The sequence below is a fragment of the Streptomyces sp. NPDC002853 genome, from assembly GCF_053591915.1.
Map to the genome: position 1 here is coordinate 623,766 of NZ_JBSFUS010000002.1, position 22,365 is coordinate 646,130.

Annotated in this window: 24 protein-coding genes; 13 read left to right on the plus strand and 11 right to left on the minus strand. The window is 69.1% G+C overall.

The features are described 5' to 3' along the window. Nucleotides 1–257 precede the first annotated feature (257 nt). Nucleotides 258–875 (plus strand): dihydrofolate reductase family protein, encoded by a 618-nt coding sequence (locus ACWD02_RS07465; RefSeq protein ID WP_451205640.1) that lies wholly within the window; start codon nucleotides 258–260, stop codon nucleotides 873–875. A gap of 4 nt (nucleotides 876–879) precedes the next feature. Then, nucleotides 880–1,722: an alpha/beta fold hydrolase gene (locus ACWD02_RS07470; protein ID WP_451205643.1), complete on the plus strand. Its 843-nt coding sequence runs from the start codon at nucleotides 880–882 to the stop codon at nucleotides 1,720–1,722. 58 nt (nucleotides 1,723–1,780) lie between these two features. Here the strand turns inward: ACWD02_RS07470 and ACWD02_RS07475 are convergent, their stop codons facing one another. Then, nucleotides 1,781–2,626 (minus strand): alpha/beta fold hydrolase, encoded by an 846-nt coding sequence (locus ACWD02_RS07475; protein ID WP_451205646.1) that lies wholly within the window; start codon nucleotides 2,624–2,626, stop codon nucleotides 1,781–1,783. Between the two features lie 92 nt (nucleotides 2,627–2,718). Between ACWD02_RS07475 and ACWD02_RS07480 the strand changes: the two genes are divergently transcribed. Then, entirely contained in the window at nucleotides 2,719–3,687 is a 969-nt protein-coding gene (locus ACWD02_RS07480; protein WP_451205649.1) for a LysR family transcriptional regulator, read from the plus strand. A 124-nt stretch (nucleotides 3,688–3,811) separates the two neighbouring features. On the opposite strand, the gene ACWD02_RS07485 is transcribed toward ACWD02_RS07480, so the two are convergent. Continuing rightward, a complete protein-coding gene (locus ACWD02_RS07485) occupies nucleotides 3,812–4,594 on the minus strand; it encodes a TSUP family transporter (RefSeq protein WP_451205652.1) in 783 nt (260 codons plus the stop codon). A 205-nt stretch (nucleotides 4,595–4,799) separates the two neighbouring features. Between ACWD02_RS07485 and ACWD02_RS07490 the strand changes: the two genes are divergently transcribed. Next, a complete protein-coding gene (locus tag ACWD02_RS07490; protein WP_451205655.1) occupies nucleotides 4,800–5,189 on the plus strand; it encodes a thiol-disulfide oxidoreductase DCC family protein in 390 nt (129 codons plus the stop codon). Nucleotides 5,190–5,231: 42 nt separating this feature from the next. Here the strand turns inward: ACWD02_RS07490 and ACWD02_RS07495 are convergent, their stop codons facing one another. Both ACWD02_RS07495 and ACWD02_RS07500 read right to left on the minus strand, forming a co-directional pair. Beyond that, the gene (locus ACWD02_RS07495; protein WP_451205658.1) at nucleotides 5,232–7,628 is read right to left on the minus strand and encodes a GMC oxidoreductase; all 2,397 of its coding nucleotides are present in this window, start codon (nucleotides 7,626–7,628) and stop codon (nucleotides 5,232–5,234) included. A gap of 1 nt (nucleotide 7,629) precedes the next feature. Next, nucleotides 7,630–8,724, minus strand: coding sequence for an alpha/beta fold hydrolase (locus ACWD02_RS07500; RefSeq protein WP_451205660.1), 1,095 nt, complete (start codon nucleotides 8,722–8,724; stop codon nucleotides 7,630–7,632). Nucleotides 8,725–9,016: 292 nt separating this feature from the next. Between ACWD02_RS07500 and ACWD02_RS07505 the strand changes: the two genes are divergently transcribed. Then, complete coding sequence (locus ACWD02_RS07505) at nucleotides 9,017–10,015, plus strand: RNA polymerase subunit sigma-70 (protein ID WP_451205663.1); 999 nt, start codon at nucleotides 9,017–9,019, stop codon at nucleotides 10,013–10,015. A 130-nt stretch (nucleotides 10,016–10,145) separates the two neighbouring features. Here ACWD02_RS07505 and ACWD02_RS07510 read toward each other — a convergent pair whose 3' ends face one another. After that, complete coding sequence (locus ACWD02_RS07510) at nucleotides 10,146–10,772, minus strand: SUKH-4 family immunity protein (RefSeq protein ID WP_451205664.1); 627 nt, start codon at nucleotides 10,770–10,772, stop codon at nucleotides 10,146–10,148. 254 nt (nucleotides 10,773–11,026) lie between these two features. On the opposite strand from ACWD02_RS07510, the gene ACWD02_RS07515 reads away from it, so the two are divergent. Together ACWD02_RS07515 and ACWD02_RS07520 are read left to right on the plus strand one after the other, a co-directional pair. Further along, nucleotides 11,027–12,376 carry an MFS transporter gene (locus tag ACWD02_RS07515; protein ID WP_451205667.1) on the plus strand — a complete coding sequence of 450 codons (1,350 nt, stop codon included), beginning with the start codon at nucleotides 11,027–11,029 and terminating at the stop codon, nucleotides 12,374–12,376. A gap of 161 nt (nucleotides 12,377–12,537) precedes the next feature. Next, the gene (locus ACWD02_RS07520) at nucleotides 12,538–13,350 is read left to right on the plus strand and encodes an SAM-dependent methyltransferase (protein WP_451205670.1); all 813 of its coding nucleotides are present in this window, start codon (nucleotides 12,538–12,540) and stop codon (nucleotides 13,348–13,350) included. A gap of 206 nt (nucleotides 13,351–13,556) precedes the next feature. Here ACWD02_RS07520 and ACWD02_RS07525 read toward each other — a convergent pair whose 3' ends face one another. Continuing rightward, a complete protein-coding gene (locus tag ACWD02_RS07525) occupies nucleotides 13,557–13,712 on the minus strand; it encodes a DUF6131 family protein (RefSeq protein ID WP_451205673.1) in 156 nt (51 codons plus the stop codon). A 261-nt stretch (nucleotides 13,713–13,973) separates the two neighbouring features. On the opposite strand from ACWD02_RS07525, the gene ACWD02_RS07530 reads away from it, so the two are divergent. After that, nucleotides 13,974–14,930 carry a GlxA family transcriptional regulator gene (locus tag ACWD02_RS07530; RefSeq protein ID WP_451205878.1) on the plus strand — a complete coding sequence of 319 codons (957 nt, stop codon included), beginning with the start codon at nucleotides 13,974–13,976 and terminating at the stop codon, nucleotides 14,928–14,930. A 133-nt stretch (nucleotides 14,931–15,063) separates the two neighbouring features. After that, entirely contained in the window at nucleotides 15,064–16,059 is a 996-nt protein-coding gene (gap, locus tag ACWD02_RS07535) for a type I glyceraldehyde-3-phosphate dehydrogenase (protein ID WP_451205676.1), read from the plus strand. A 36-nt stretch (nucleotides 16,060–16,095) separates the two neighbouring features. Here gap and ACWD02_RS07540 read toward each other — a convergent pair whose 3' ends face one another. Further along, nucleotides 16,096–16,761, minus strand: coding sequence for a TetR family transcriptional regulator (locus ACWD02_RS07540; RefSeq protein WP_451205679.1), 666 nt, complete (start codon nucleotides 16,759–16,761; stop codon nucleotides 16,096–16,098). Nucleotides 16,762–16,829: 68 nt separating this feature from the next. On the opposite strand from ACWD02_RS07540, the gene ACWD02_RS07545 reads away from it, so the two are divergent. Further along, on the plus strand, nucleotides 16,830–17,738 hold the full coding sequence (locus ACWD02_RS07545; protein ID WP_451205682.1) for an SDR family NAD(P)-dependent oxidoreductase: 909 nt from the start codon (nucleotides 16,830–16,832) through the stop codon (nucleotides 17,736–17,738). Between the two features lie 13 nt (nucleotides 17,739–17,751). Here the strand turns inward: ACWD02_RS07545 and ACWD02_RS07550 are convergent, their stop codons facing one another. Further along, nucleotides 17,752–18,165, minus strand: coding sequence for a VOC family protein (locus ACWD02_RS07550; protein WP_451205685.1), 414 nt, complete (start codon nucleotides 18,163–18,165; stop codon nucleotides 17,752–17,754). A gap of 126 nt (nucleotides 18,166–18,291) precedes the next feature. On the opposite strand from ACWD02_RS07550, the gene ACWD02_RS07555 reads away from it, so the two are divergent. Together ACWD02_RS07555 and ACWD02_RS07560 are read left to right on the plus strand one after the other, a co-directional pair. Then, on the plus strand, nucleotides 18,292–19,164 hold the full coding sequence (locus ACWD02_RS07555; protein WP_451205688.1) for a sigma-70 family RNA polymerase sigma factor: 873 nt from the start codon (nucleotides 18,292–18,294) through the stop codon (nucleotides 19,162–19,164). Further along, on the plus strand, nucleotides 19,161–19,610 hold the full coding sequence (locus ACWD02_RS07560) for a VOC family protein (protein ID WP_451205691.1): 450 nt from the start codon (nucleotides 19,161–19,163) through the stop codon (nucleotides 19,608–19,610). Before ACWD02_RS07555 ends, ACWD02_RS07560 begins: the two co-directional genes overlap by 4 nt. Nucleotides 19,611–19,625: 15 nt before the next feature. Here the strand turns inward: ACWD02_RS07560 and ACWD02_RS07565 are convergent, their stop codons facing one another. Both ACWD02_RS07565 and ACWD02_RS07570 read right to left on the minus strand, forming a co-directional pair. Beyond that, complete coding sequence (locus ACWD02_RS07565; protein WP_451205694.1) at nucleotides 19,626–20,042, minus strand: nuclear transport factor 2 family protein; 417 nt, start codon at nucleotides 20,040–20,042, stop codon at nucleotides 19,626–19,628. A 125-nt stretch (nucleotides 20,043–20,167) separates the two neighbouring features. Continuing rightward, a complete protein-coding gene (locus tag ACWD02_RS07570; RefSeq protein ID WP_451205697.1) occupies nucleotides 20,168–20,599 on the minus strand; it encodes an Rrf2 family transcriptional regulator in 432 nt (143 codons plus the stop codon). A 185-nt stretch (nucleotides 20,600–20,784) separates the two neighbouring features. On the opposite strand from ACWD02_RS07570, the gene ACWD02_RS07575 reads away from it, so the two are divergent. Next, the gene (locus tag ACWD02_RS07575; protein WP_451205700.1) at nucleotides 20,785–21,243 is read left to right on the plus strand and encodes a nuclear transport factor 2 family protein; all 459 of its coding nucleotides are present in this window, start codon (nucleotides 20,785–20,787) and stop codon (nucleotides 21,241–21,243) included. A 40-nt stretch (nucleotides 21,244–21,283) separates the two neighbouring features. Here ACWD02_RS07575 and pip read toward each other — a convergent pair whose 3' ends face one another. Beyond that, complete coding sequence (pip, locus tag ACWD02_RS07580) at nucleotides 21,284–22,246, minus strand: prolyl aminopeptidase (RefSeq protein WP_451205704.1); 963 nt, start codon at nucleotides 22,244–22,246, stop codon at nucleotides 21,284–21,286. Nucleotides 22,247–22,365 lie beyond the last annotated feature (119 nt).

A 22,365-nucleotide genomic window follows, 5' to 3' on the forward strand; every position in this document is an offset into this window, starting at 1 on the left:
GCACCAGTCGCAACTGGCTTTCCGCGACGATGACGCCGCGCTCCAGAAATGGCCTGTCTGAACACGCGTATCCGCCAGTCGGAGGATCGAGCTCCTGCAGTTCAGCCTGCGGTCCGTGTCGCCGACTGCATACATATGCGATACACGTGCGCGGGGTTCGCAGCTATCCGGCATCCGGCATCCGGAATCCGGCGGCAAAGCCCACACGCTCCACGCTCGAGCGATGACTTCGGGCAGCGGATCGGGTCTACCCTGACATGACTCGCATCATCGCTGACATCTCAATCTCCCTCGACGGCTTCGTCACCGGGCCTGATCCCGGTCCGGACAACGGCCTGGGCACCGGCGGCGAAGCACTGCACACATGGGCGTTCTCCGACGACCCCGACGACCGCCGGTTCCTGCGCGAGGGGACCGCCCGCTCGGGCGCCGTCGTCCTCGGCCGCCACCTCTTCGACGTGGTCGACGGGCCAGGTGGCTGGGACGACACGACGGGCTACGGCGCGGGCGAGGTCGGCAAGCCCGCGTTCTTCGTCGTGACCAGCTCGCCACCGGAATCGGTGCGGACAACCAACCTCGACTGGACGTTCGTCACCACTGGACTACCCGACGCCGTCACCGCCGCGCGCAAGCGAGCCGAGGCGGCAGCGTCCGACAGCGGCAAGGACCTCGACGTCATCCTCATGGGCGGCGGCGCCACGATCCGTTCGGCGCTCGACGAAGGGCTGGTCGACGCACTGACACTGCATCTCGCGCCCGTCGTGCTGGGCGCCGGGACACCGCTGTTCACCGGCGGGGTTCCCCACACGCTGGTGCAACGAAGCGTGATCGCGACATCGACCGCGACACACCTGACCTACGACGTTTCCCGGTGATCCGATGACCACTGTCAAAGCCAATGAGATCGCCTTGGGCATCGAGTCGTTCGGTGAGGCCGACGCACCACTCGTCCTGCTCGCGGGTGGGACGACGATGCTCTCCTGGCCCGACGCACTGTGCGAGCGCCTCGCCGCGGGCGGGCGCCATGTGGTCCGCTATGACCTGCGCGACAGCGGGGAGTCCACGACTGCGGACCCGCAGGCGCCCGCCTACACCCTGCGCAGCCTCGCCGCCGACGCAGCGGCCCTTGCTGTCGCGCTCGGCGCGGGACCCGCACACCTCGCGGGGATCGGCGTCGGCGGGATGGTCGCCCAAGTCGCCGCACTCGAGCATCCGGGCGCGTTCTCCGCGCTCACGCTGGTCGGCACCCGCGCGGTTGCCCCGGGCCCACCCGACGATGATCTCCCCGACCATGATCAAGTAACGATGAGCAGACTGTTCGCGCGTCCGATGCCCGATTGGAGCGACCGCGAGGCGGTTGCCGAGTACGCGGCGGCCGGCGCGGAGATCCTCGGCAACGATCCCGTCGCCGCGCGCGAAACTGCTGCGCGCATCTGGGACCGTACGCCCGGCACCGCTCCCCCGGTACAGATGGCCAACCAGATGGGCATGGTGTTTTCCCGGCTCGACTGCAAGCCCCGCTGGCGCGAGCGCCTGCCCGAGATCAAGGTCCCTACGCTCGTCGTACACGGCCGCCGCGACCGGTTCTTCCCTGTCGGCAACGGCGAGGCCCTCGCGCGCGAGATCCCCGATGCACGGCTACTCGTTGTCGAGATGGCCGCCTCCGCGATCCCCGATGCGGCGATCGACGAGGTGACCGAGGCGATGCTCACGCTCGGATAGAGGACGGTCGGCGCACCAGTGGCGCTGCGCAGCAGCGGCAGCGCAGGGCGTCCGCCGCTCACGGCAGCAGAGATGCGGCGAGCTCGCGGGGCCGGGCGGCGAAGGGGCTGTGGCTGCCCGGGAGGCTGCGCACGGTGAACGGGTTGCCGGGCATGGCCCGGTCGGCTTCCGCGATCATCAGGTCCTGCACGGCGGGCGGCAGCCCCCGGTCGTCCGCGCAGCGCAGGAAGGTCCGCGGAATGCGCCCCCACCGTTGCGGAGTCACGATGACCGGGGTGGCGGGGATCGCCAGCGGCAGGTCGGGGCTCAGTGCCGAGCGCCAGCGGTCGAAGCGGTCCAGAGCGGTGTCGTGGTAGTGGGCCTGCCGCAGTTCCTCGACGTAGGCGGGATCCTGCGAGAGCGGGTTGATCCGCACGGCGCCCAGTTCCCCGGCATCTCCGAGGTCAAGGCTCTGGCCCCGTGCCGTGGCGTTCTCCGGCGAGCCGAGATAGTCGAAGAACCGCGGCCGTCCGGCAGGCACGAAGGCCGAGAGGTAGACGATCTCGTCGACGAGTTCGGGTGCCCGCTCGGCGGCCAGTGACGCGGGGCCGCCGCCCGCGCTGTGCGCGACGAGCACGACACGACGGTGGTGGCGGACCTGGCCCAGCGTCTCCAGTACGGTCTTGGCGCACTCGTCCATCGTCACGCCGGCGAGCGCGGACTTCTCGGTCAACAGGCCCGGCTGGCCCGGCTGGAGGTATCCGCTGGGCAGCGGCGCGTCGAAGCCGTGCCCCGGCAGGTCGACGGCCACGCTCGCGGCACCGAGTCCGGCGAGTGCCCGCTGCGTCGCCGCCCACTGCCCGGAGCCGTGCCAGGCCCCGTGCACGAAGACGAAAACGGTGTCTGCGAAGGAGAATTCAGTCATGACCGCATCCCACGCGACCCGACCCCGGTCATCCAGTGAAGGATCTGAGAAGCTGGCGGACGATACATACGAGATATCACCGGGAGGCCGGCATGGAGGCGCGGCACCTGCGGTACGCACTGGCCCTCGCCGAGCACGCACACTTCGGCCGGGCCGCCGGTGCGCTGGGCATCGCGCAGCCTCCGCTGTCCAAGCAGATCGCCGACCTCGAACGGGAAGTGGGCGCCCGCCTGTTCGACCGCACCCGCCAAGGGGTGCTCCCGACGGCGGCCGGCGCAGCCTTCCTCTCCCGGGCCCGCAAGGCGCTCGACGAGATCACGGCGGCCTCGATCGACGCGGCCAGAGCAGCACGCGGCGAAACTGGCCGCCTGCGCCTGGGATTCATCGCCTCGGCGCTGCTCGAACCCCTGCCGGACGTCCTTGCCCGGTTCGGCCGCGAACGGCCCGAAGTGCGCCTGGAACTGCACGAGATGGCGACCAACCGCAGCATGGCCGCGCTCGTCGCCGGCGAACTGGACGTCGCGATCGGCCTCGGCCCGCCACGGGGCATCGGGGCCGAGCAGCTGGTATCGGTCACCATCGGCCACGACCACCTGGTCGCGGTCGTGAGCAGCACGCACCCGTACGCGGGCCAGTCATCGGTGCACCTGGACCAGCTGCGGCAGCAGCCGCTGATCGTGGCGCCGGGCGAGGACGAGCCCGCCGTCATCGCGGGGCTGCGCACCCTGCTGGGCAAGGACTCCCCGGCCCTCCTCGGCGCGACCGTCGCCAGGGACATCCACACCATCATCGGCCTCGCCGCCTGCGGGGTGGGCGTCGGTCTGGGTCCCTCCCGCATGCTGACGGCTCCACGACGGGGCACGTGGTTCTGCGAGGTGACCCCGCGCACCCCGCTGCCCGATCTGGTTCTGTCCTTCCACGCCCGGGACCGTTCTCCGGCACTGAACGCCTTCCTCGACGTCATCCGCACGAACTGCCCCGATGTCGGTGCCGCACTCGACCACCGGCTCGGCCCACGCGGATTACAAGAAGAAGACGACCGGGGCGCTCCCCCGACTTGAGAGCCAGCCGACCCCTGTACGGTCTGGTCGACGCGGCGCAGGTTCTACCATCAACGGCCGTTGACCGGGCCACGGCTTCGGGTCTTCACCCGTTCCTCCACCGGAACCTGCCGATGCCCCCAGCTCAGTACAGGGTCTGGACGGCGTAAAGCGTGCCGATGCCCGTGGCCAGGCTGCCCAGCAGCAGGCGAAGCGCCTTTTCGGGCAGGTAGGGCTGCAGATGGGCGCCCAGGTATCCGCCGATCAAGCCGCCCAGTCCGCAGGACAGACCGAGCAGCCAGTCGGGGGCGACGTCGCCCGTGGCAGTGAGGGAGAGCAGTGCGTAGGTGGCCGCGCCGACAATAGAGGTGACGAAGGTGGAGGCCAGGGCCGCCGGCGCGACCGTGGCGACCGGCACTCCGCGGCCGACCAAGATCGGGCCGAGCAGGGAGCCGCCGCCGATGCCGTAGATTCCGCCGGCGATCCCGACGGCCACGGCCAGCGTGGCCGTCGCGCGAGGAGAAGGCCGGCCGACGGCTCGGCCCGAGGCGGGGCGCAGACCGCGGAACCACAGCCACAGTCCCAGTGGCAGCAGCAGGGCGGCGATGAAGAGGCGGAAGACTCGCGGTCCTGGAACAGCGAAGACGCGGATCACCGCCCCGACGACCACTCCGGGCACGGCGCCTGTGATCAGCAGACGGGTCAACGGTCCGCCCAGGCGCCCGGCCTTGCGGTAGCGGAGCAGGGCGCCGGGACCGGCTACGACGTTGAACAGCAGGTTCGTCGGCGTCACCGCCGGACTCGGCACCCCCAGGACACTGACCTGCACGGGCAGCAGAAACACCGCGCCGGAGACGCCCACTGGAGCGGTGACCACCGAGATCAGGAGCCCGGCAGCGAAACCGAGCAGTCCTGTCGACCAGGTCACCGCAAGCCCCCTCTGAGAATTCGTCGTCCAAGTATCCGCACCGGGGTCATCCGCCGATCGGCTGCCTCCCGCGTTGGTGCACAGCCGATGACGAAAGGTGCGAGGAAGTCCCCTGGACACCTCCAAGCCCCCTGGACACCGCCGGGGCCGCCCGGTGAGGCCGAGGATGCGCAGCGTTGTCAGGGGGGAGCGTCATGCTGGAGGCATGAGGATTCAGCCTGTGCTTGTTTTCGATGGCGACTGCGGCTTCTGCACTACCTCGGTGCGGTTCGCCGAGCGACGTGTCCGGCCCCGTTGCGAGATCGTCCCCTGGCAGTTCGCGGACTTGGAAGCGCTCGGTACCACCCAGGAACGAGCCGAGTACGAGGCACTGTGGGTGACACCGGCGGGGACGGTGTACGGAGGCTCTCAAGCCGTTGCCAAGGCGCTCCTGAGTGCGGGCCGGGGGTGGTCGGTGCTGGGCGCCCTGCTCACGCTGCCTCCTCTGCGCTGGGCCGCCGACGGTGTTTACCGCTTGGTCGCGAACAACCGTCAGCGCCTGCCAGGAGGCACTGCGGCGTGCGCTCTGCGCGGTTCCAGGCCCCCAGGGCAATAACCCTCTGCAGGCCGCTGCGGTCAGTCCGGGGTGGAGCGGGAATTACGCAGGGGTGCGGGGCTCGGCCCCGGGCCGTTTGCTTCGCCAGGAGTAGATCTGGCGCAGCTCGTCCAAGAAGAAGGCGTGGAAACGGGTGAGTGTCGCTACGGAATGCGGCCCCGTCGTCCGGAGGGTCGTGAGCTGGCGAAGGAAGTGGGCCAGGGAGATGCGTAGGGCCCCGGCGGCGACAACATCTGCGGTGTGGTCCGCGCCCGGAGCCACGTGCCCTTTCAGGAGGACGTAGGGCAGCGTGGTGGTTGACGGCCAGAGTCTGGTCAGTCCTGCGGGAGCGAGTTCCTTGACCCCGATCAAGGTGAGGTCAGTCGTCTCGGCCCTGACGAACAGCCGGTAGCGCAGCTGACGATGACCCGGCTTGTGGCCGGCGCTGAAGACATGGACTTCGCCACCGGTCACCGGGCATCTTCCGCCCAGGCCGTGTGCTTGGATCCAGCCGTCGGCGCGGGCGGGATGCTCCGGCTGCGCCAGGAAGTCGTCGATGTCGTCGATCGTTATCGTGATGCGGGCGCAGAGCTCTTCGCGCACTGGCGAGCGCTGGACCGCCTGGGCATCACTCAGCCCCATCGCACAGTTGCCCTGCATCGTTTCGGTGAACTGCAGAGAACTGTTCGGCGTGTAGGCGCTGCGGGGCGGCAGAGATGCGTCGGTGAGGGCGCGTACGCCGGATTCACGCTTCTCCAGCAGCCGAGTACAAGCGCGATCGGCCAGTGCGGCGACGGTCAGGGCGGGGTTGGTGCCAACAGGGCCCGGCAAGGCTGCGGCATCCATGATGTACAGGCCGGGGTGGCCAAAAACCTCTCCGAACTCGTCACACACGCCCTCCGCCCGGCTTTCTCCCATGGGGGCGCCGCCGCATGGGTGGACGGTGATGATCCGCTTGAGCAGCCAGTGCGGGCTGTCCGCATAGCGTCCGCCAAGGGCCTCGGACACGGCACGCAGAGCAGCACGCAGTCGCTTGTAGTACTCGGCGCTACCGGCAGAGGACCACTGGGCGTCCAGTGCGCCGCGCCGCAGGACCAACACCCCGTCTGGGGTGTCCCGGCCCATGCCGAGCAGCGGCAGGGAGGTGTCCGACAAGGCGCCGTCGGCCAGCAGCCCGGCCAGCGAGGCGGACATGGCTCCGGCGTCGCCTCCTGCCGTGTGTGCCGCGAGCTGCCGCAGCAGGAAACGTCCCGCCCGCCCCGCGTCCTGGGGCAGCGCGGCTGCTTCGACCAGCCAGCCGACGAAGCCCGGGTAGCCGCCGTCCTGAATGTAGGCACCCCGCCCCCGCGGCACGCAGCCGGGCTGGTCCTGCCCGTCGAGATCGTCGGGCAGCCGCAGGGTGCTGGTGATGACCGGGCCGCGGCTGGGGTCCACGCCGCCGGGGAAGGCGTCGTGGTTGTCCTTGGTGCGGACGGCGAACGACAACAGGTCGCCGTTGCCGGAGAAGCGTGTGCCCAGCGTCGCCCCGATGCCCGGAAGCCGGCGACGGCTGCGCAGCAGGAGGTGTGCGGTGCCATAGGTGCCGGCGGCCAGGACCAGGCGATCGCAGCTGAGGGTGCGAACCGGTGGGCGGGCGCCGTTCGGGCCTTGTTGGTGCGGATCGTGGCGTACGTAGCTGACCTCGTAGCCGCCACGCGCGGCGGGGCGGGCCGAGAGCACTTCGTGCCCCGGGCGCAGATCCGCGCCGTGGCGTCGCGCCGCCGACAGGTAGGTGTGGTCCAGGCTGTTCTTGGCTCCCTCATTGCAGCCGATGTTGCATTCCCCGCACAGCCGGCAGGTGCGGCGGGTGATCCCGTGCAGGTTCACGCCATCCGGTTCGGTGATCGGCAAGCTGATGCCCGGCGTCCCTCCTGGCTCGGGTGCGAAGCTGACCGCGAGCGGGGGAAGACGGTGCTCAAGCCCCAGCCGCTCGGCGGCGGTTCGCATCGCCCGGGCTTTGGGCAGGTCGCCGAATCCGGGCCGTTCCATGGGGTAGGGCGTCGGGGTCAGCACGCGCTCGACCGCGTCATAGTGCGGGTCCAGGTCCGCCCGGCTCACGGGCCAGGATTCATGGCCTCCGCCCGGCAGCGGCTGCCGGTCGACGAACCAGTGCTCGTCCTTGCGCAGCAGCACATTGGCGTAGATGAGCGAGCCGCCACCCAGGCCACTGGCGACGACCGAGTCGAAGTGCCGAAAGCTGCGTACATCGAACAAGCCGTAGGAACCAGATCCCGGCGCCCAGAAGGCACGGGACGCCTGAGCGGGTGTGCGGGCGAAGCTGCCCGGTGGGTAGGGCTGCCCGCGTTCCATCACCACGACAGCCAGGCCTGCCTGTGCCAATCGGCCGGCGGCCACTGAGCCGCCGAACCCCGAGCCGACGATCAGAACGTCCACGTGCTCGGTCGCCGTGTCGTCCCCCATGTCAGACCGCCTGCCGTCGGAAGAAGTCACGGATCAGCGGAAACACGTCCACGTGCGCCTGCTTCCCGATGATCGGGTCGACGTATCCGTAGCCGGGAAGTACCGCCAACTCGTGCCGGCCCGGGGCCTCCTGGGAGAGCATCTGGTGACATACGACGTTGGAGTCGCCGAAGACGTGATTGTTCTGGCCGGTCATGAAGAGAATTGGCGTGTTGATGGCGGTGGCGGCGGCAAGGTAGTCATCCGGCAGTGCCGCGTGGCGGGGGTCATCAGTGGCGTACTTGACCGCGCGCCCGGCCCGGACCATCTTGCGGACGTGGCGGTAGTAGTGCAGGCCCGTGGGACCCAACAGGTCGGCGATTCGGTCGTGTGTCTCCGGCTCCAGGTTGGCGTGGCTGTAGAGGGCAGGCCAACCGGCCCCCCACATGAGACTCACGAGATGGCACGCGGAGTTGTCGCACTCGGGGTGCCCGAGCGAGACCAGTTTTGACAGCGCCCAGGAACGGGTGAAACGAGCCGAATCCCCCATCCTGGGATCAATGGCCGACATCCCCAGCACGTGCTCGAGCAGCCCGGGGGTGAGTTCGAGCTTCCACCGGGACCAGCTCGGCACCTTGACGACCAGGCCCACGCTCTGCGCGACCATACTGGCGATGCCCTTGACCGTGCCCGCGGCCAGGCTCATGGCAAACGACGCGGACCCCAGACAGTGGGCGACGACGTGGATGCGTCGCTGCCCGACATGGCGGCGCAATTCGGCCAGCATGGCCGGATGGTCGTAGTGCACGACGTCGTCGATCGAGGTGTTGCCGGGTTCGGTGTTGTACGGATACCGGTTGCTCATCCGGAAATCCACCGTCCACACGTCAGGAAAGCCGTGGTCCAGGAGGTAGGTCGCCATGTTGTAGTGCTCGGGCATGATGAACAGGTCGCTTGATGCGGTCAGGCCATGCATCAGGAGCACGACATCGTCGCCGTCACCCCGTTGGAAGCGCGTCAAGTTCAAGGCCAGCCCGTCCTGGGTGGTGAACGGATGGGCCGAGATGCGTGCATCAGGCACGCCCTCCAGCGTGTGCCGTGCAATACCGTGCCGCATGACGCAGCCCTCCCCCGTGTCCGCGTGTCGCTCGGGCAGAGGAGAAACGGTAGGAGGCCCGGCCAAGTCCCCGCATCCGACGCATGGTTGAGCTGCTTCTCAACTCTGACGGTAGTGACAGGGCCGTTCAATCCAGCGCTGTACGGGGCGTACCTCGCTGGTAGGAGAAGCGGTGCACCGGACCGCGGAGGACGAGAAGCGCTCCGTCGTACGGCCGACCCCCAGTGATGAGTTTTCCCGCCCGTGCCCGTCACACCTCTGAGGGGACACAACGAGGCGGAAGGATGACGTCATGAGTACGGACACGTGGTTGAAGGAGCTGGGCGTGCACGATCTGGGCGAGGTCGACGAGCCGGCGTTCTCGGGGCTGGCGGAGCGACACCGGCGGGAGCTGCACGTGCACTGCTACCGGATCCTCGGGTCGTTCGAGGACGCCGAGGACGCCGTGCAGGAGACGTTCCTCCGTGCCTGGCGGCGGCGGGAGACCTTCGAGGGGCGGTCGACGTTCAGGGCCTGGCTGTACCGGATCGCCACCAACGCCTGCCTGGATCTGCTCGCGAAGCGTCGCCCTGAGCCTGCGACCGGCGGCGAGGTGCAGTGGCTGCAGCCCTACCCGGACCGGCTGCTGGACGAGCTGCCCGCGGGCCATGCCGACGAGCCGGAGACCGTCGCGGTCGCGCGGGAGACGATCGAGCTGGCGTACCTGGTCGCAGTGCAGCACCTCGCGCCGCGCCCTCGGGCCGTGCTGATCCTGCGGGATGTGCTCGGCTGGCCGGCGAAGGAGGTCGCGGAGGCCCTTGGGGACTCCGTCAATTCCGTCAACAGCGCGCTGCAGCGGGCCCGTGCCGGCATGCGGGAGCATCTGCCGGCCGAGCGGCAGGACTGGACCGTCGGCGAACAGGACGCCACGACGCGCGAGCTGGTGCGCCGCTACACGGACGCGAGCGTGGCCACGGACGTCGGCCGGCTCGCCGCGCTGCTGCGGGACGACGTCCGCTGCTCGATGCCGCCCACGCCGGGTCTGCAGGTCGGCCGCGACGCGGTGGTGCACGACTGGGTCACGGGTGGCTTCGAGGGCATGAAGGGCCTGCGCGCCGTCCTCACCTCGGTGAACCGGCAGCCCGCCGTCGCCTTCTACCTCTGGCAGAAGCCGGAGGGCGCCTACCTGCCGCTGACGATCGACGTCCTGCGTGTCACTGACGGGGCGATCAGCGAAATCATCACGTTCCATGATGACCAGTTCCTGCGGCTCGGGCTGCCGGAGCGCCTGCCGATGGACGGTACGGAGTAGTCCCGGTGCGGCCACTCACGCCGCGTGGTGGCGCTTGAGGCGCGGTGGTCACGGCGGCCCGGCCGGTCCTTGGAGCCGACGCGCGATTCTGGCTCGCGGCATCGGTGTTCGTGGGCGACTTCGGCCGTGATCACCCGTAGAGCGAGCGGGCTCCCGGGCTGTTGCCCTGGAAGCGCTGACCCATGGCGATCTCATCGCTGACTACCGCCCAGACGGTCTCGCCGTCCTGGAAGGGCAGCGGGTCGATGCTGCTCGTCTCCTCGCGGATGCGATCGACCTCGCCGTCCAGGCGCTCGAAGTCGGCTTCCTCCTCGTCCTGGTCGCCGCTGAGGGCGAACTCCTCGAGCAGGCGCTGGAGCCGGAGGGTGACCTGAAGAAGGGAGGAGACGTCCCTGTGGAGTTCGGCCACGGTCTCCTCGTCGGGGTCGAGGGCGTACACCTTGCCGGATACGGGGTCGAGGGCGAGGTGCGCGTTGAGCAGCCAGCCGATGACGGGCCAGTCCCCCGCGTCCTGGGCAACGTCCTCGAAGTCCTCGAAGTCTTCGATGGGGACAACGTTCCGGACGAGGGGCAGCAGGCCGTCGTCCCCGTCGGGCCGACGCAGCATGAGCGTCCCGGTCGGGGCGCCTACGGTTTGCAGGAGGCGGGCGCCTTGGGTGTCCGCGGCGGCGGGCGGGAAGGCGGTGGCGGGCAGGGTCGCGATCCGCTCCTCGCCGAAGATGTCGACGAGTTCGCTGCGGGTGACGTCGAAAAGCATGGGTGAAACTCCGAACTCGGCGGCGGCACAGGCACCGCGGTGCTCTTGATGAGGGAAGCGTTCACAACATAAGCGTTCGCGGAAAAGCCTGTCGGCAGGGTCTGATCCTGTGGGGTGCGTCTGGTGCCGTCGGCTCAGCTTTCGCGGCGTTGGGGTGACAGTTTCGGTGCGGGCCCGCAGGTCCGGGAGCGGCCGGGGCGTGGCTAGGGTGGGCGGGCTCACCCACTGTCCCGCTTCCGGAGGCTCGCGCCCCCATGGATCCGCTGATCCGACGTCACCTCATCGCCCTGCAACTGTGTTTCGCGATACCCGGCCTGGCGCTCGCCACCTGGGTGACCCGGACCCCCGACGTCCGGGACCGGCTCGGCGCCTCGACCGCCGAGATGGGCCTGGTGCTCTTTGGCATGTCGATCGGCTCGATGCTCGGCATCGTGGCGGCCGGCGCCTTGGTGGCACGGTTCTCGACCCGCCCCGTCATCGTCGCCTGCATGACCCTTGTCCTGGCCAGTGTGGGGGTGATGGCTCTGGGCGCGGCGGTGTCCTCGGCGCTGGTGGTGGCCTTCGGCCTGCTGCTCTTCGGCGCCGGAATGGGGCTGTCGGAGGTCGCCAGCAACGTCGACGGTGCCGGCGTGGAGCAGGAGCTCGGTCGGCCCGTGCTGCCGGCCATGCACGGCTGCTACAGCCTCGGCACCGTGATCGGGGCGGGCCTGGGGGTGGCCGGCGCCTCGGTCGGCTTCCCGGTGCCCTGGCATCTGGTAGGCGTACTGCTGCTGACCATCGCGCTGTTCGCCTTCGCCTTGCCCAGACTGCGTCCCGGCATCGGCCACCGCCCCCGGGCCACCGAACAGCAATTCTCCGGGCCAGCGACCACCGCCGACTCCGGCGCCCCCGACGCCCCCGACGCCCGCGGAGGGGACCGCGAACACCGGCTGTACCGCGATCCGCGGCTGCTGCTGATCGGCGGCGTGGTGCTCGGCATGACGCTGGCCGAGGGAGCCGCCACCGACTGGCTGCCGCTGTTGATGGTCGACGGTCACGACATGCCCGCGGGACTCGGCTCGCTGGTGTACGCGGGCTTCGCCGCCGCCATGGCGGCCGGTCGCTTCGCCGGGGGTCCCGTGGTGGCCCGGTTCGGCAGGCCGACGGTGCTGGGCTGCGGTGCGGTGCTGACGGCCGTCGGGATTTCCCTGGTGTCCTTCGTGGATTCGCCGGTGGCGGCCGGCTGCGCCGTGCTCTTGTGGGGGCTCGGTACCTCCCTCGGCTTCCCGCTGGCTCTCTCCGCGGCCGGTGAGTCCGGTCCGGACACCGCCGGCCGTGTCGCACTGACCTCCCGGATCGGTTACGTCGCGCTGCTGGCGGGACCGCCTGCTCTCGGCTTCCTCGGCGAACACCACGGACTGCGCGCCGCGATGGTCCCGGTCCTGTTGCTCATGCTCGTTACCGCCGCGCTCTCACCCGCCACGGCCTCCCGGCGCCAGCACACGGCGACAGCGGGCAGCAACCCCTCGGATGACCGCCACGCTCTGCCGGCACCATCCGATCAGGACACCGCAGACGGAGCAGACGGAGCAGACAGAACAGACTCCGCCCACAGCCAGCGGTAGCGGTAGCGGTAGCGGTACATCTGGCCGCTCACGGACCTCTACGTACACCACAATGACAAGCAATCCGCTGTCGCCACAACAACTGCCCATCCGGCGCACCTAGTTGCCTGGAACACCTCGCGGCTGAAACGCCTTGTGGCTGAACGAGAAAAGGGGAAGACGTGAGTGAGAGCCAGCACTCGTCAGATGTGTCGGGCAGGCTGAACACCGCTGTCGCGCACAACGCCCGCGTGTGGAACTACTGGATCGGCGGGAAAGACAACTACGACATCGACCGGCAAGTAGGCGGCCAGGTCGCCTCGATGTTCCCGGTGATCCGGGACGTGGCCCGCGCCGACCGCCAGTTCCTCGGCCGCGCGGTCCAATTCCTGACGGCCGACTGTGAGGTACGGCAGTTCCTGGACATCGGAACCGGCCTGCCGACCCTCGACAACACCCACGAGATCGCCCAGCGGATCGCACCCGAATCCCGGGTCGTCTACGTCGACAACGACCCCATCGTGCTGGTCCACGCCCGCAGCCTGCTGACCGGCACCGCGCTGGGAGCCACCGACTACATCGACACCGACATCCGCCACCCGGACGCCGTCATGGAGGGCGCATCGGCCACCCTCGACCTCGACCAGCCCGTCGCGGTCATGATGCTCGGCATCCTCAACTTCGTTCTCGACACGGGCGAGGCACGGGAGATCGTGCGCCGGATCATGGCCTCGGTCCCTTCCGGCAGCTATCTCGCCCTGACTCACCCCACCACCGACACCGACCTGGGTGGCGAGGGCAACGTCGAGGCCATGAAGTTCTGGAACGAGAACGCCACACCGCCGATCACCGCCCGCAGCCGCGCGGAGATCAGCTCCTTCTTCGAGGGCCTGCACCTCGTCACCCCAGGCCTGGTGTCGTGCTCGCAATGGCGCACGGAGCCCGACTCCGCGCCCGTGCTGCCGCAGTTCGGCGCAGTCGCGCGCAAACCCTGACCCCCGCCGAAAGCCTCAGCCTCCGAGCCCTCCGAGGCCTCCGGAAACGCTGAGGCCTCCGGAAACGCTGAGGCCCCTGCTCGGTTGCCGCTCTGCTCGGGCACACAGCAGGTGCCCGCCCCCGGGACATAGGGGGCAGGCACCTTGCTACTTGTTACTTGCTACTGCGCTCGGCCTCCCCGCGGGGCTGCCTATCGGCCGTCATTCTAGAAATAGTGCTTACGACCGCCCACCGCGCGTCCCGTCGCGCCCAGGATCCACAGGGCCGCGCCGACAACGACGAGGATTCCGCCGACCGTCGTCAGCAGGGAAATGCCAACCAACAGGCCGATGATGAGCAAGATGGCACCAAGGACAATCATGAGCATTCCTATCGTCAAGTCTCGTCGGTATGCGCGGGCCCTCAGTCCGGCCTGCGGCACTTGGTTCCCGCCCTCCGCACAGCCATGAGCGGGTGAACCTGCCGCCCGCGAACTGTGCGGTTGCTGAGCCCTCTTTCGTGCTAGCACCGAGTGCCCCACTCTTGCCGACTAATGCACGGGCGGACCAACACGGTGCCTTTCCGGGGACGGAGTGCTGCACGGGGCTGATGTGTGCCTCCGCCTACTCTGATGACCGTGACCGTGCCTTCCTCCCGCCTTCATCGCGTCGCCGTCCTCGTGCTGGAGGGCGCCAAGCCACTCGACGTCGGTATTCCGGCGCAGGTGTTCACGACCCGGGCGAGCATGCCGTACGAGGTGCGGGTGTGCGGCGCGGCGCCCGGTCTGGTGACCGGGGGCGACGGCCTGTCGTACCACGTCGCCGACGGTCTCGGCGCTCTCGCCTGGGCCGACATCGTCTTCGTCCCGGGCTACCGGTTCCCGGACCGGGAGGATCCGCCGCAGGCCGTTGCCGACGCCCTGCGGGCCGCCCATGACCGGGGCGCTCGGCTGGCCGCCATCTCCACAGGTGCCTTCGCGCTCGCCGCCACCGGGCTGCTAGACGGCAGGCGCGCCACGACGCACTGGCATTACACGCGGGCGCTCGCAGCGAAGCATCCGCTCGTCCAGGTCGACGAGAACGTCCTGTTCGTCGACGAGGGCAGCGTGCTGACGTCCGCCGGAGCCGCTTCCGGCATCGACCTGTGTCTGCACATTCTGCGCGGCGATCTCGGGGTGGCCGCATCGAATCACGCGGCGCGGCGCCTGGTCGCCGCCCCCTACCGCAGCGGAGGCCAGGCGCAGTACGTGCCGCGCAGTGTGCCGGAGGTGCTCGGAGAGCGGTTCGCCGCGACCCGGGAGTGGGCGCTGGGCAGGCTCGCCGAGCCCCTCTCCCTTGAGGTGCTCGCCGGGCACGCGGCGGTGTCGGCCCGCACCTTCTCGCGGCGTTTCGTCGAGGACACCGGATACACGCCGATGCAGTGGGTGATGCGCGCCCGCATCGACCTGGCCCGTGAGCTGCTCGAACGTTCGCAACGGAGCATCGAGCAGATCGCCAACGACGTGGGCCTGGGCACCGGTGCGAACCTCCGCACGCATTTCCAGCGCATCCTTGGCACCACGCCGAGCCAATATCGGCGCACGTTCGCCCGGGGCGAGTAGCCGGCTGCCCACGAAGATGTCCCCCGCCCTCTGGCGCTGTGTTGGCGCGATCCTTTTGAACCATGGCGCTTACGCCAAGGCCGCGTCCTGCCCTGGCACGCGAGGCTGGTGTCGACTGGAAGGGACACCACTCATGACTCGTATCGCCATCAATGGATTCGGCCGCATCGGACGCAACGTGCTGCGCTCCTTGCTCGAACGTGACAGCAGCCTCGAGGTCGTCGCCATCAACGACCTCACGGAGCCCGCCACCCTCGCGCGGCTCCTCGCCTTCGACACCACGGCCGGCCGACTCGGTCGCCCGGTGACCGTGGACGGCACCACCCTCGTCGTCGACGGCCGCCGCATCGCGGTGCTCGCGGAGCGTGAACCCTCTCAACTGCCGTGGGCCGAACTCGACGTCGACATCGTGCTGGAGGCGACCGGCCGGTTCACGTCGGCCAAGGCGGCACGTGCCCACCTCGACGCGGGCGCGAAGAGGGTTCTCGTCAGTGCGCCGTCCGACGGGGCCGATGTCACGCTCGCCTTCGGCGTCAACACCGACGCATACGACGCCGAGCTGCACACGATCGTCTCGAACGCCTCCTGCACGACCAACGCGCTCGCGCCGTTGGCCTCGGTGCTGGATGAACTCGCCGGGATCGAGCACGGGTTCATGACGACGGTGCACGCCTACACCCAGGAGCAGAACCTGCAGGACGGTCCGCACCGGGACGCCCGCCGTGCCCGCGCCGCCGCCGTGAACATCGTGCCCACCACGACGGGCGCCGCCAAGGCGATCGGCCTCGTACTGCCCAACCTGGCGGGGAAGTTGTCGGGCGACTCGATCCGCGTGCCGGTCCCGGTGGGATCGATCGTCGAGCTCAACACGACCGTGGCCCGCGACGTGACGCGCGAGGACGTGCTCGCGGCCTACCGTGCCGCGGCGGAGGGGCCGCTCGCCGGTGTCCTGGAGTACTCGGAGGACCCCTTGGTGTCGGCCGACATCACGGGCAACCCGGCCTCGTCCATCTTCGATGCGGAACTCACCCGCGTCGACGGCCGCCACATCAAGGTGGTCGCCTGGTACGACAACGAGTGGGGCTTCTCGAACCGCGTGATCGACACGCTCGAGCTCCTGGCCGCCTAGCGTTCCTGGCCACCATGCCGCTGTCGGCTTGTCGCCTCATGGGGACGTTCCAGCGCGCAAGCCGATGAGCAGGGCGGTCAGGACGCGGCGCAACCGGGGTTCCACCTCGACGATGGCATGGCCGAGGCGGGGGTCGCTTGCGTAGAGCTGCCGAAGCAGTGGGCCGGGGGTGGCCATCTGCCACAGCGCCCCGGCCATGCTGGTCGCGGTGGCCAGCGTGTCCACGGCCTGTGCCTCGGTCAGGCCGAGGAGCCGGTGCAGCTCGCCGCCGATCCGCGCGACCTCCTCCAGCGTGACGAGCTTGAAGGCGCGCACGGCTTCGGTCGACACGTTGCGCTCCAGGTTCAGGGGCGCCTGCGCCAGCAGGTCGCAGAACATGGGGCGCGCGGACAAGGTGGCGGCGAAGGCGTCGGCGACCACCGCTGGTGTGGCCTGTTGGTGCTGTGCGAGGTCCGCGCACAGGGCGGCGGACCACTCCCGCCATCCCTCGGCGGTGAGGTCGAGGAAGATCTGCTCCCGCGTCTCGAAGTAGCGCAGCAGCGCCGACTTGTGCATGCCGACTTCTGCGGCGATGTCGGTCAGCGTGACCTCGCGGATGCCGCGCCGGCCCGCGAGGTCACGTGCCGCGTCGAGGATCGCGGCCTCGCGCGCCTGCTTGGCCTGGGCGCTGCGGGCCCGCTGAAAGGCGGCCTGATCAGTCATGCGGCCATCATAGGAGGACTTAACAATACGCCGTTGCGTTATTACGGCAACGGTGTTTCACTAAGTGCATGAACGACATCGCGAGCACTGACATGAGCCATGGCGCGCAACGCGGCACCGAGCGGCAGCAGGTCTGGTTCATCACCGGTTCATCCCGCGGCCTCGGCCACGCCCTGGCCACCGCCGCCCTGGAGGCGGGTGATCTCGTCGTGGCCACCGCGCGCCGCCCCGAGGCCCTCACCGAGGCGTTCGCCGCCCACGGCGAGCGCATGCTCCCCCTCGCCCTGGACGTCACCGATCCGCAGGCGGCGCGCGACGCACTGGAGACGGCCGTCGCCCACTTCGGGCGGATCGACGTCCTCGTGAACAACGCCGGATACGCGAACGTGGCGCCCATCGAGACAGCCGACGACACTGACTTCCGCGCACAGTTCGAGACGAACTTCTGGGGCGTCTACAACGTCACGAAGGCCGCACTGCCCACCCTGCGCCGACAGGGATTCGGCACCGTCGTGCAGTTCTCCTCGATCGGCGGCCGCGTCGGCGGTTCGCCCGGCATCGCCTCATATCAGGCGGCCAAGTTCGCGGTCGACGGCTTCAGCCGCGTCCTGGCGACGGAGACGGCCCCGTTCGGTGTGCGGGTGATGGTCGTCGAACCCAGCGGTTTCGCCACCGACTGGGCGGGCTCGTCGATGACCGTGCACGACATCCCCGAGGCATACGACGCAACGGTCGGCGAGATGAACCGGCGCGTACGCCAGGACACGGCCGGCGCGGCGGGGGACCCGCAGCGCGCCGCCGAGATCATCGTCCGCACGGTCCACCACGCCGAGGTCCCCGGTCACCTCCCCCTCGGAGTGAACGCGGCAACCATGGCGCTGGACCACTCCCGGCGCCAGACGACCGAGGCCACCGCCTGGGAAAAGGTCAGCCGCTCGGCCGACTTCGGCGAGCCCTACCCGGTGGAGCTGCCCTGAGTTCGCCCCCCGGCTACTCCGCGTAGGGCTGGTCGGCGCCCTGGGCGCTGTAGCCCAGACTCCAGATGTAGCCGTCCGGGTCGGCGAAGGTCCCGCCGTACCCGCCCCACGGCAGGGCGCCGGCCGGCTTGAGCACCTGGGCACCGGACTTCTGCGCCTCGTCCATGATCTCGTCGACCCGCGCCTCGCTGCGGACGACGTAGGTCATGACCAGCCCGCTGAAGCCGTTGCCCTCGGAGACTGTGCCCACCTGCTCGGCCAGACCCTCACGTGCGTAGAAGCCGACGGGCGAGGCTCCGTCCGACTCGAAGAACACCGAGATGCCGTAGTCGTTCTTGATCTTCCAGCCGAGCCCCTCCGTGTAGAACTGCTTGGCCCGGTCCATGTCCTGGACGCCGAGCAGGATCGAGCTGACGTGCGCTTTCATGCCATGTCTCCCTGTGTGTCAGTCAGATGGGTGCCGGACATCCGCATCGGGGCCGGCGCGGATGTCACATCTGCGAGGTCTCGCCGGTCAGTACGTATGACAGGACCGGACGAAGGAATGTGACAGATGGCCGAACAGGACTGGCTCAGCGCACAGTTCGCCGAGCACAAGAGCCGCCTGCACGCGGTGGCCCACCGGATGCTCGGCTCCCCCAGCGACGCCGAGGACGCGGTGCAGGAGGCCTGGCTGCGCGTCAGTCGCGCCGACACCGGACAGGTGGAGAACCCGGCCGGGTGGCTGACCACCATTGTCGCCCGGGTGTGCCTGAACATGCTCGAGGCGGGCAGGGTCCGGCGTGAGGACTCGGCAGGACCGCTGCCACCCGAGCCGGCCGCGCCCCATGCCAACGGGCAACCGAACGGCCAGGCCAATCCAGAGGACGAGACACTGCTGGCCGACTCGGTCGGCATCGCGCTGATGGTGGTCCTTGACACGCTGACCCCCGCCGAGCGGCTCGCGTTCGTCCTGCACGACGTCTTCGCCGTGTCGTTCGCCGAGATCGGTGCCATCCTCGACCGCTCACCGGCGGCGGCCCGGCAACTCGCCAGCCGCGCCCGGCAGCGGGTGCGCGGAGCCGGCGATGCGTCCGATGCCGCGCGATCCCGCAAGCGGGACATCGTCGAGGCCTTTCTGGCCGCGGCCCGCGGCGGAGACTTTGCCGCCCTCCTGGACCTGCTCGATCCCGACGCCGTGGCCATAGAGATGCGCGGCGCCCACGAGGTGGCGGCCTTCTTCGCCGGACGAGCTCAGGCGGCCCGGCTCGCCCTGGTCGACGGCACGCCGGCGGCCGTGTGGTCCCACCGCGGCCGGCCAAAGGCCCTCTTCACGTTCACCGTTCACGACGAGAAGATCACCCGCATCGCCATCGACACCGACCCCGACCGGCTGCACGATCTCGACGTCGTCTTCCTCTCCGCCGGAGACAAGGAGCGACGATGACCGGCACGGATCTCGAACTCGCGTCCTGCGCTCTGGCCGTCCACGACATCGACGAGGCGCTCGACTTCTACCGCGACGTACTGGGCTTCGAGGTGTGCCCTGATGCCACCTTCGAGGGCGTGGGGCGAGTCAGCATCCGCTCCCCCGCACAGCCCCGCGTGCATCTCATCCTCGAAGCACCCGCCCAGAGCCCGAACATCTCGCCGGCCGACCGCACCTCGTACGAGGAGCTGATGGGCAAGGGCCTACTGAGCCGCCTGGTCTTTCTGACCACCGACTGCGACGCAACCTTCGAACGCGTCGCGGCCGCGGGCACCGAAGTAATGCAAGAACCGATCACCCGGCCCGACGGGGCACGGGACTGCGCCTTCCTCGACCCTTCCGGCACCATGCTGCGCTTCACCCAACCGAGCCAGATAGCCCAGCGGCAGACATCAGACCCCTAGCCTGCGAAACAACACTCAGCCGGCGGTGAACGCTTTGTCGACGGTCAGCGTGTCCTCGTACAGGTGCATGCGGACGATCCGGCTGTCCTCGACCATCAGGTGCATCGCCACCGGTGTAGTGAACTCCTTGCCGGTGGCCACGACGGTGTGCGTGAAGACAGCCAGTAGCACCACGTCACCGCCGTCGACGATGACACGCTCCAGCACGACCTTGCTCCTGCCGGGTGCGAAGTGCGGCCACATCGTGGTGAAGTACGGCGCGACCTCCTCCCGGCGGGTACGGCGCCCGGTCCAGGGCAGCGCGTCACTGCCGAGGACCTGCCAGTCGATCTCCTCGGCGAACAGTTCCTGGATGCCGTCGGGGTCCTGCATGCCGAGGCGCTCCACGAACTTCTCGGTCACGGTCCGCGAGGTCTGCGTATCTGTTGCCATCGTCGTTGTCCTTTGTCTTTTTGTTCGCATGAGGCGTACCGGTCGGGCTTGATGTAACTAGTTTTGTTACATTGGTGGGCGCGAAATGAAACCCCCCTTGACCGGGGGAAGTTGACGGCCCGAAGTCAGGCGGCTTTCAAGACGTCCCTCAGTACGTCCTCCAGCGTGCTCTTGGCCAACTCCCTGCGCAGGGCGGCCTCCACGTCGTCGTACACGGCGGTCATCGCCGGCCCGATGCCGTGGCCCACCACGCACTCGGGGTCCGGAGTCGCGGGATGCAAGGCGAAGACCGGTCCCGGTTCGATCGCCTCATAGACGTCGAGCAGGGTGATATCCGCCAGGTCGCGCGCGAGCATCCAGCCCGCACCCGCCCCGCGCCGCGAATCGGCCAGCCCGGCCTTGCTCAGCTTGCCCAGCAGGCGACGGATCACCACCGGGTTGGTGTTGACGCTCGTCGCGATCTGCTCGGAGGTGGCGACCTCGTGGCCACGCCGCTGATACAGCCCGATCCACGTCAGGGCGTGCGCCGCGATGGTCAGCCTGCTGTTGGCACTCACGTCGGACCCACGCTCCGTCTTCCCTCGATTCTGGTCGTAACAATATTTGTTACAACCGCATACGGCAAATCGTGCGGGGCTCGCCCGACCGGCCTGGTCAAGGCTGCAGCGTCACTACTCAGCCTCCCGGCGTGACGTCGGAAAGCCGCCAGCCCGTGCGTCTCCAGCTGGCTAGGGTCACGGGCATGCCCCAGCAGAGCCGCATCATCATTGAGGACGCCTGGAAGGCGTTCGCAAGTCACGACGCCGACCGGATCTCCGCAGTCTTCACCGAGGACGCCGAGTGGCAGGCGCCCCCGGGAAACGCCACTGCCCTCGCTCTGAAGGGCCCCAGTCATCTGGTCGGCAGGGAGGCGATCGTGCAGTTCCTTGCCGAGGACTTTCCTCGCTTCTTCGTGCGCGACGTCAACGTCACCTTCCACGGGTTCTACGCCGACGGCGAGCGGGTGGTCGTGGAAGAGACCATGACGGCGACCCTGGCCAACGGCAGCCACTACGCCAACGACTACTGCTTCGTCTTCGAGCTCCGGGACGGGTTGATCCACCGTGTCCGCGAGTACATGGACACTTCCCGCGGGCATCGCATGATCTTCGGCGAGGTTCCTCGGCCTGGCAGCATGCAGCCAGAGCGCGACCAACCGTAAACCGGACCACCGCATCGACGAGCAACGATCCTCCGGCGACTCATCCCCGGTGAACGAAACGGTCGAGGGCCCTGAGCACGTGGGCGCGTGACATGTCGTTGCCCAAATGGCCCGCTTCATCGAAGACGATCAGCTCGGCGGCGGGCCATGCGCGGGCGAGCTCCCAGGCCGTGTCGAGCGGACCGGCCATATCCAGTCGGCCGTGCACCAGAACGCCGGGGATGTCGGCCAAGCGGTGGGCGTCGCGCAGCAGTTGACCTTCTTCCAGCCACGCGCCGTGGGAGAAGTAGTGCGCACAGATACGCACCAGGGCCAGCTGTGCGGATGGCGGGCGGTCACCGTACGGGTTGGAGGCGCCGTTCGTCTCCCCGGACAGGACCGCGTCCTCCCAGGCGCACCAGTCGGCCGTGGCTTTCTCCCGTACCGAGGCCTCCGGGTGTTCCACCAAGCGCGCGTACGCCCCGACGATGTCGCCGTCTCGTGGCGTACCAGGGGCACCCGCCAGGAAGCGTTCCCACTGCTCGGGAAAGAACCGGCCGACACCGCGGTAGAGCCAGTCGATCTCGGAGCGCCGGGTGGTGGTGACGGCGGAGATGACGATCTCCGACACCCGCTGCGGGTACGTCTCGGCGTAGGCCAGGATCAGCGTGGAGCCCCACGAGCCGCCGTACAGCAACCAGCGGTCGATCCCCAGGTGCTCGCGCAACTGCTCCATGTCGGCGATCAGATGCTGGGTGGTGTTGTGACCCATGTCGGTACGGGGGTCGCTCGCGTGCGGACGGCTGCGCCCACAACCACGCTGGTCGAACAGGACAACTCGATACCTCTCCGGATCGAAGTACCGTCGCGCACCGACGCCGCATCCCGACCCCGGCCCACCATGGACCACCACTGCCGGCTTGCCGTCCGGGTTGCCGCAGACCTCCCAGTACACGAGGTCACCGTCTCCAACGTCGAGCATCCCCTTGTCGTATGGCTCGATCGGCGGGAACAACTCGTCCATGTCCGACCTCCGCACAGCACACCTCCCACACACACGCTTGCAGCAGACAGCATGCCTGACACTGACCCCTCGGCCAGGGCAGGCGTCCGGAGCAGCTACGGGTCGGCCATCGGCGCCCA

Coding starts and splice junctions, on each gene's coding strand:
- ACWD02_RS07465 (WP_451205640.1), top strand. CDS start 258: ATGACTCGCATCATCGCTGACATCTCAATCTCCCTCGACGGCTTCGTC.
- ACWD02_RS07470 (WP_451205643.1), top strand. CDS start 880: ATGACCACTGTCAAAGCCAATGAGATCGCCTTGGGCATCGAGTCGTTC.
- ACWD02_RS07475 (WP_451205646.1), bottom strand. CDS start 2,626: ATGACTGAATTCTCCTTCGCAGACACCGTTTTCGTCTTCGTGCACGGG.
- ACWD02_RS07480 (WP_451205649.1), top strand. CDS start 2,719: ATGGAGGCGCGGCACCTGCGGTACGCACTGGCCCTCGCCGAGCACGCA.
- ACWD02_RS07490 (WP_451205655.1), top strand. CDS start 4,800: ATGAGGATTCAGCCTGTGCTTGTTTTCGATGGCGACTGCGGCTTCTGC.
- ACWD02_RS07495 (WP_451205658.1), bottom strand. CDS start 7,628: ATGGGGGACGACACGGCGACCGAGCACGTGGACGTTCTGATCGTCGGC.
- ACWD02_RS07500 (WP_451205660.1), bottom strand. CDS start 8,724: ATGCGGCACGGTATTGCACGGCACACGCTGGAGGGCGTGCCTGATGCA.
- ACWD02_RS07505 (WP_451205663.1), top strand. CDS start 9,017: ATGAGTACGGACACGTGGTTGAAGGAGCTGGGCGTGCACGATCTGGGC.
- ACWD02_RS07510 (WP_451205664.1), bottom strand. CDS start 10,772: ATGCTTTTCGACGTCACCCGCAGCGAACTCGTCGACATCTTCGGCGAG.
- ACWD02_RS07515 (WP_451205667.1), top strand. CDS start 11,027: ATGGATCCGCTGATCCGACGTCACCTCATCGCCCTGCAACTGTGTTTC.
- ACWD02_RS07525 (WP_451205673.1), bottom strand. CDS start 13,712: ATGATTGTCCTTGGTGCCATCTTGCTCATCATCGGCCTGTTGGTTGGC.
- gap (WP_451205676.1), top strand. CDS start 15,064: ATGACTCGTATCGCCATCAATGGATTCGGCCGCATCGGACGCAACGTG.
- ACWD02_RS07540 (WP_451205679.1), bottom strand. CDS start 16,761: ATGACTGATCAGGCCGCCTTTCAGCGGGCCCGCAGCGCCCAGGCCAAG.
- ACWD02_RS07545 (WP_451205682.1), top strand. CDS start 16,830: ATGAACGACATCGCGAGCACTGACATGAGCCATGGCGCGCAACGCGGC.
- ACWD02_RS07550 (WP_451205685.1), bottom strand. CDS start 18,165: ATGAAAGCGCACGTCAGCTCGATCCTGCTCGGCGTCCAGGACATGGAC.
- ACWD02_RS07555 (WP_451205688.1), top strand. CDS start 18,292: ATGGCCGAACAGGACTGGCTCAGCGCACAGTTCGCCGAGCACAAGAGC.
- ACWD02_RS07560 (WP_451205691.1), top strand. CDS start 19,161: ATGACCGGCACGGATCTCGAACTCGCGTCCTGCGCTCTGGCCGTCCAC.
- ACWD02_RS07565 (WP_451205694.1), bottom strand. CDS start 20,042: ATGGCAACAGATACGCAGACCTCGCGGACCGTGACCGAGAAGTTCGTG.
- ACWD02_RS07575 (WP_451205700.1), top strand. CDS start 20,785: ATGCCCCAGCAGAGCCGCATCATCATTGAGGACGCCTGGAAGGCGTTC.
- pip (WP_451205704.1), bottom strand. CDS start 22,246: ATGGACGAGTTGTTCCCGCCGATCGAGCCATACGACAAGGGGATGCTC.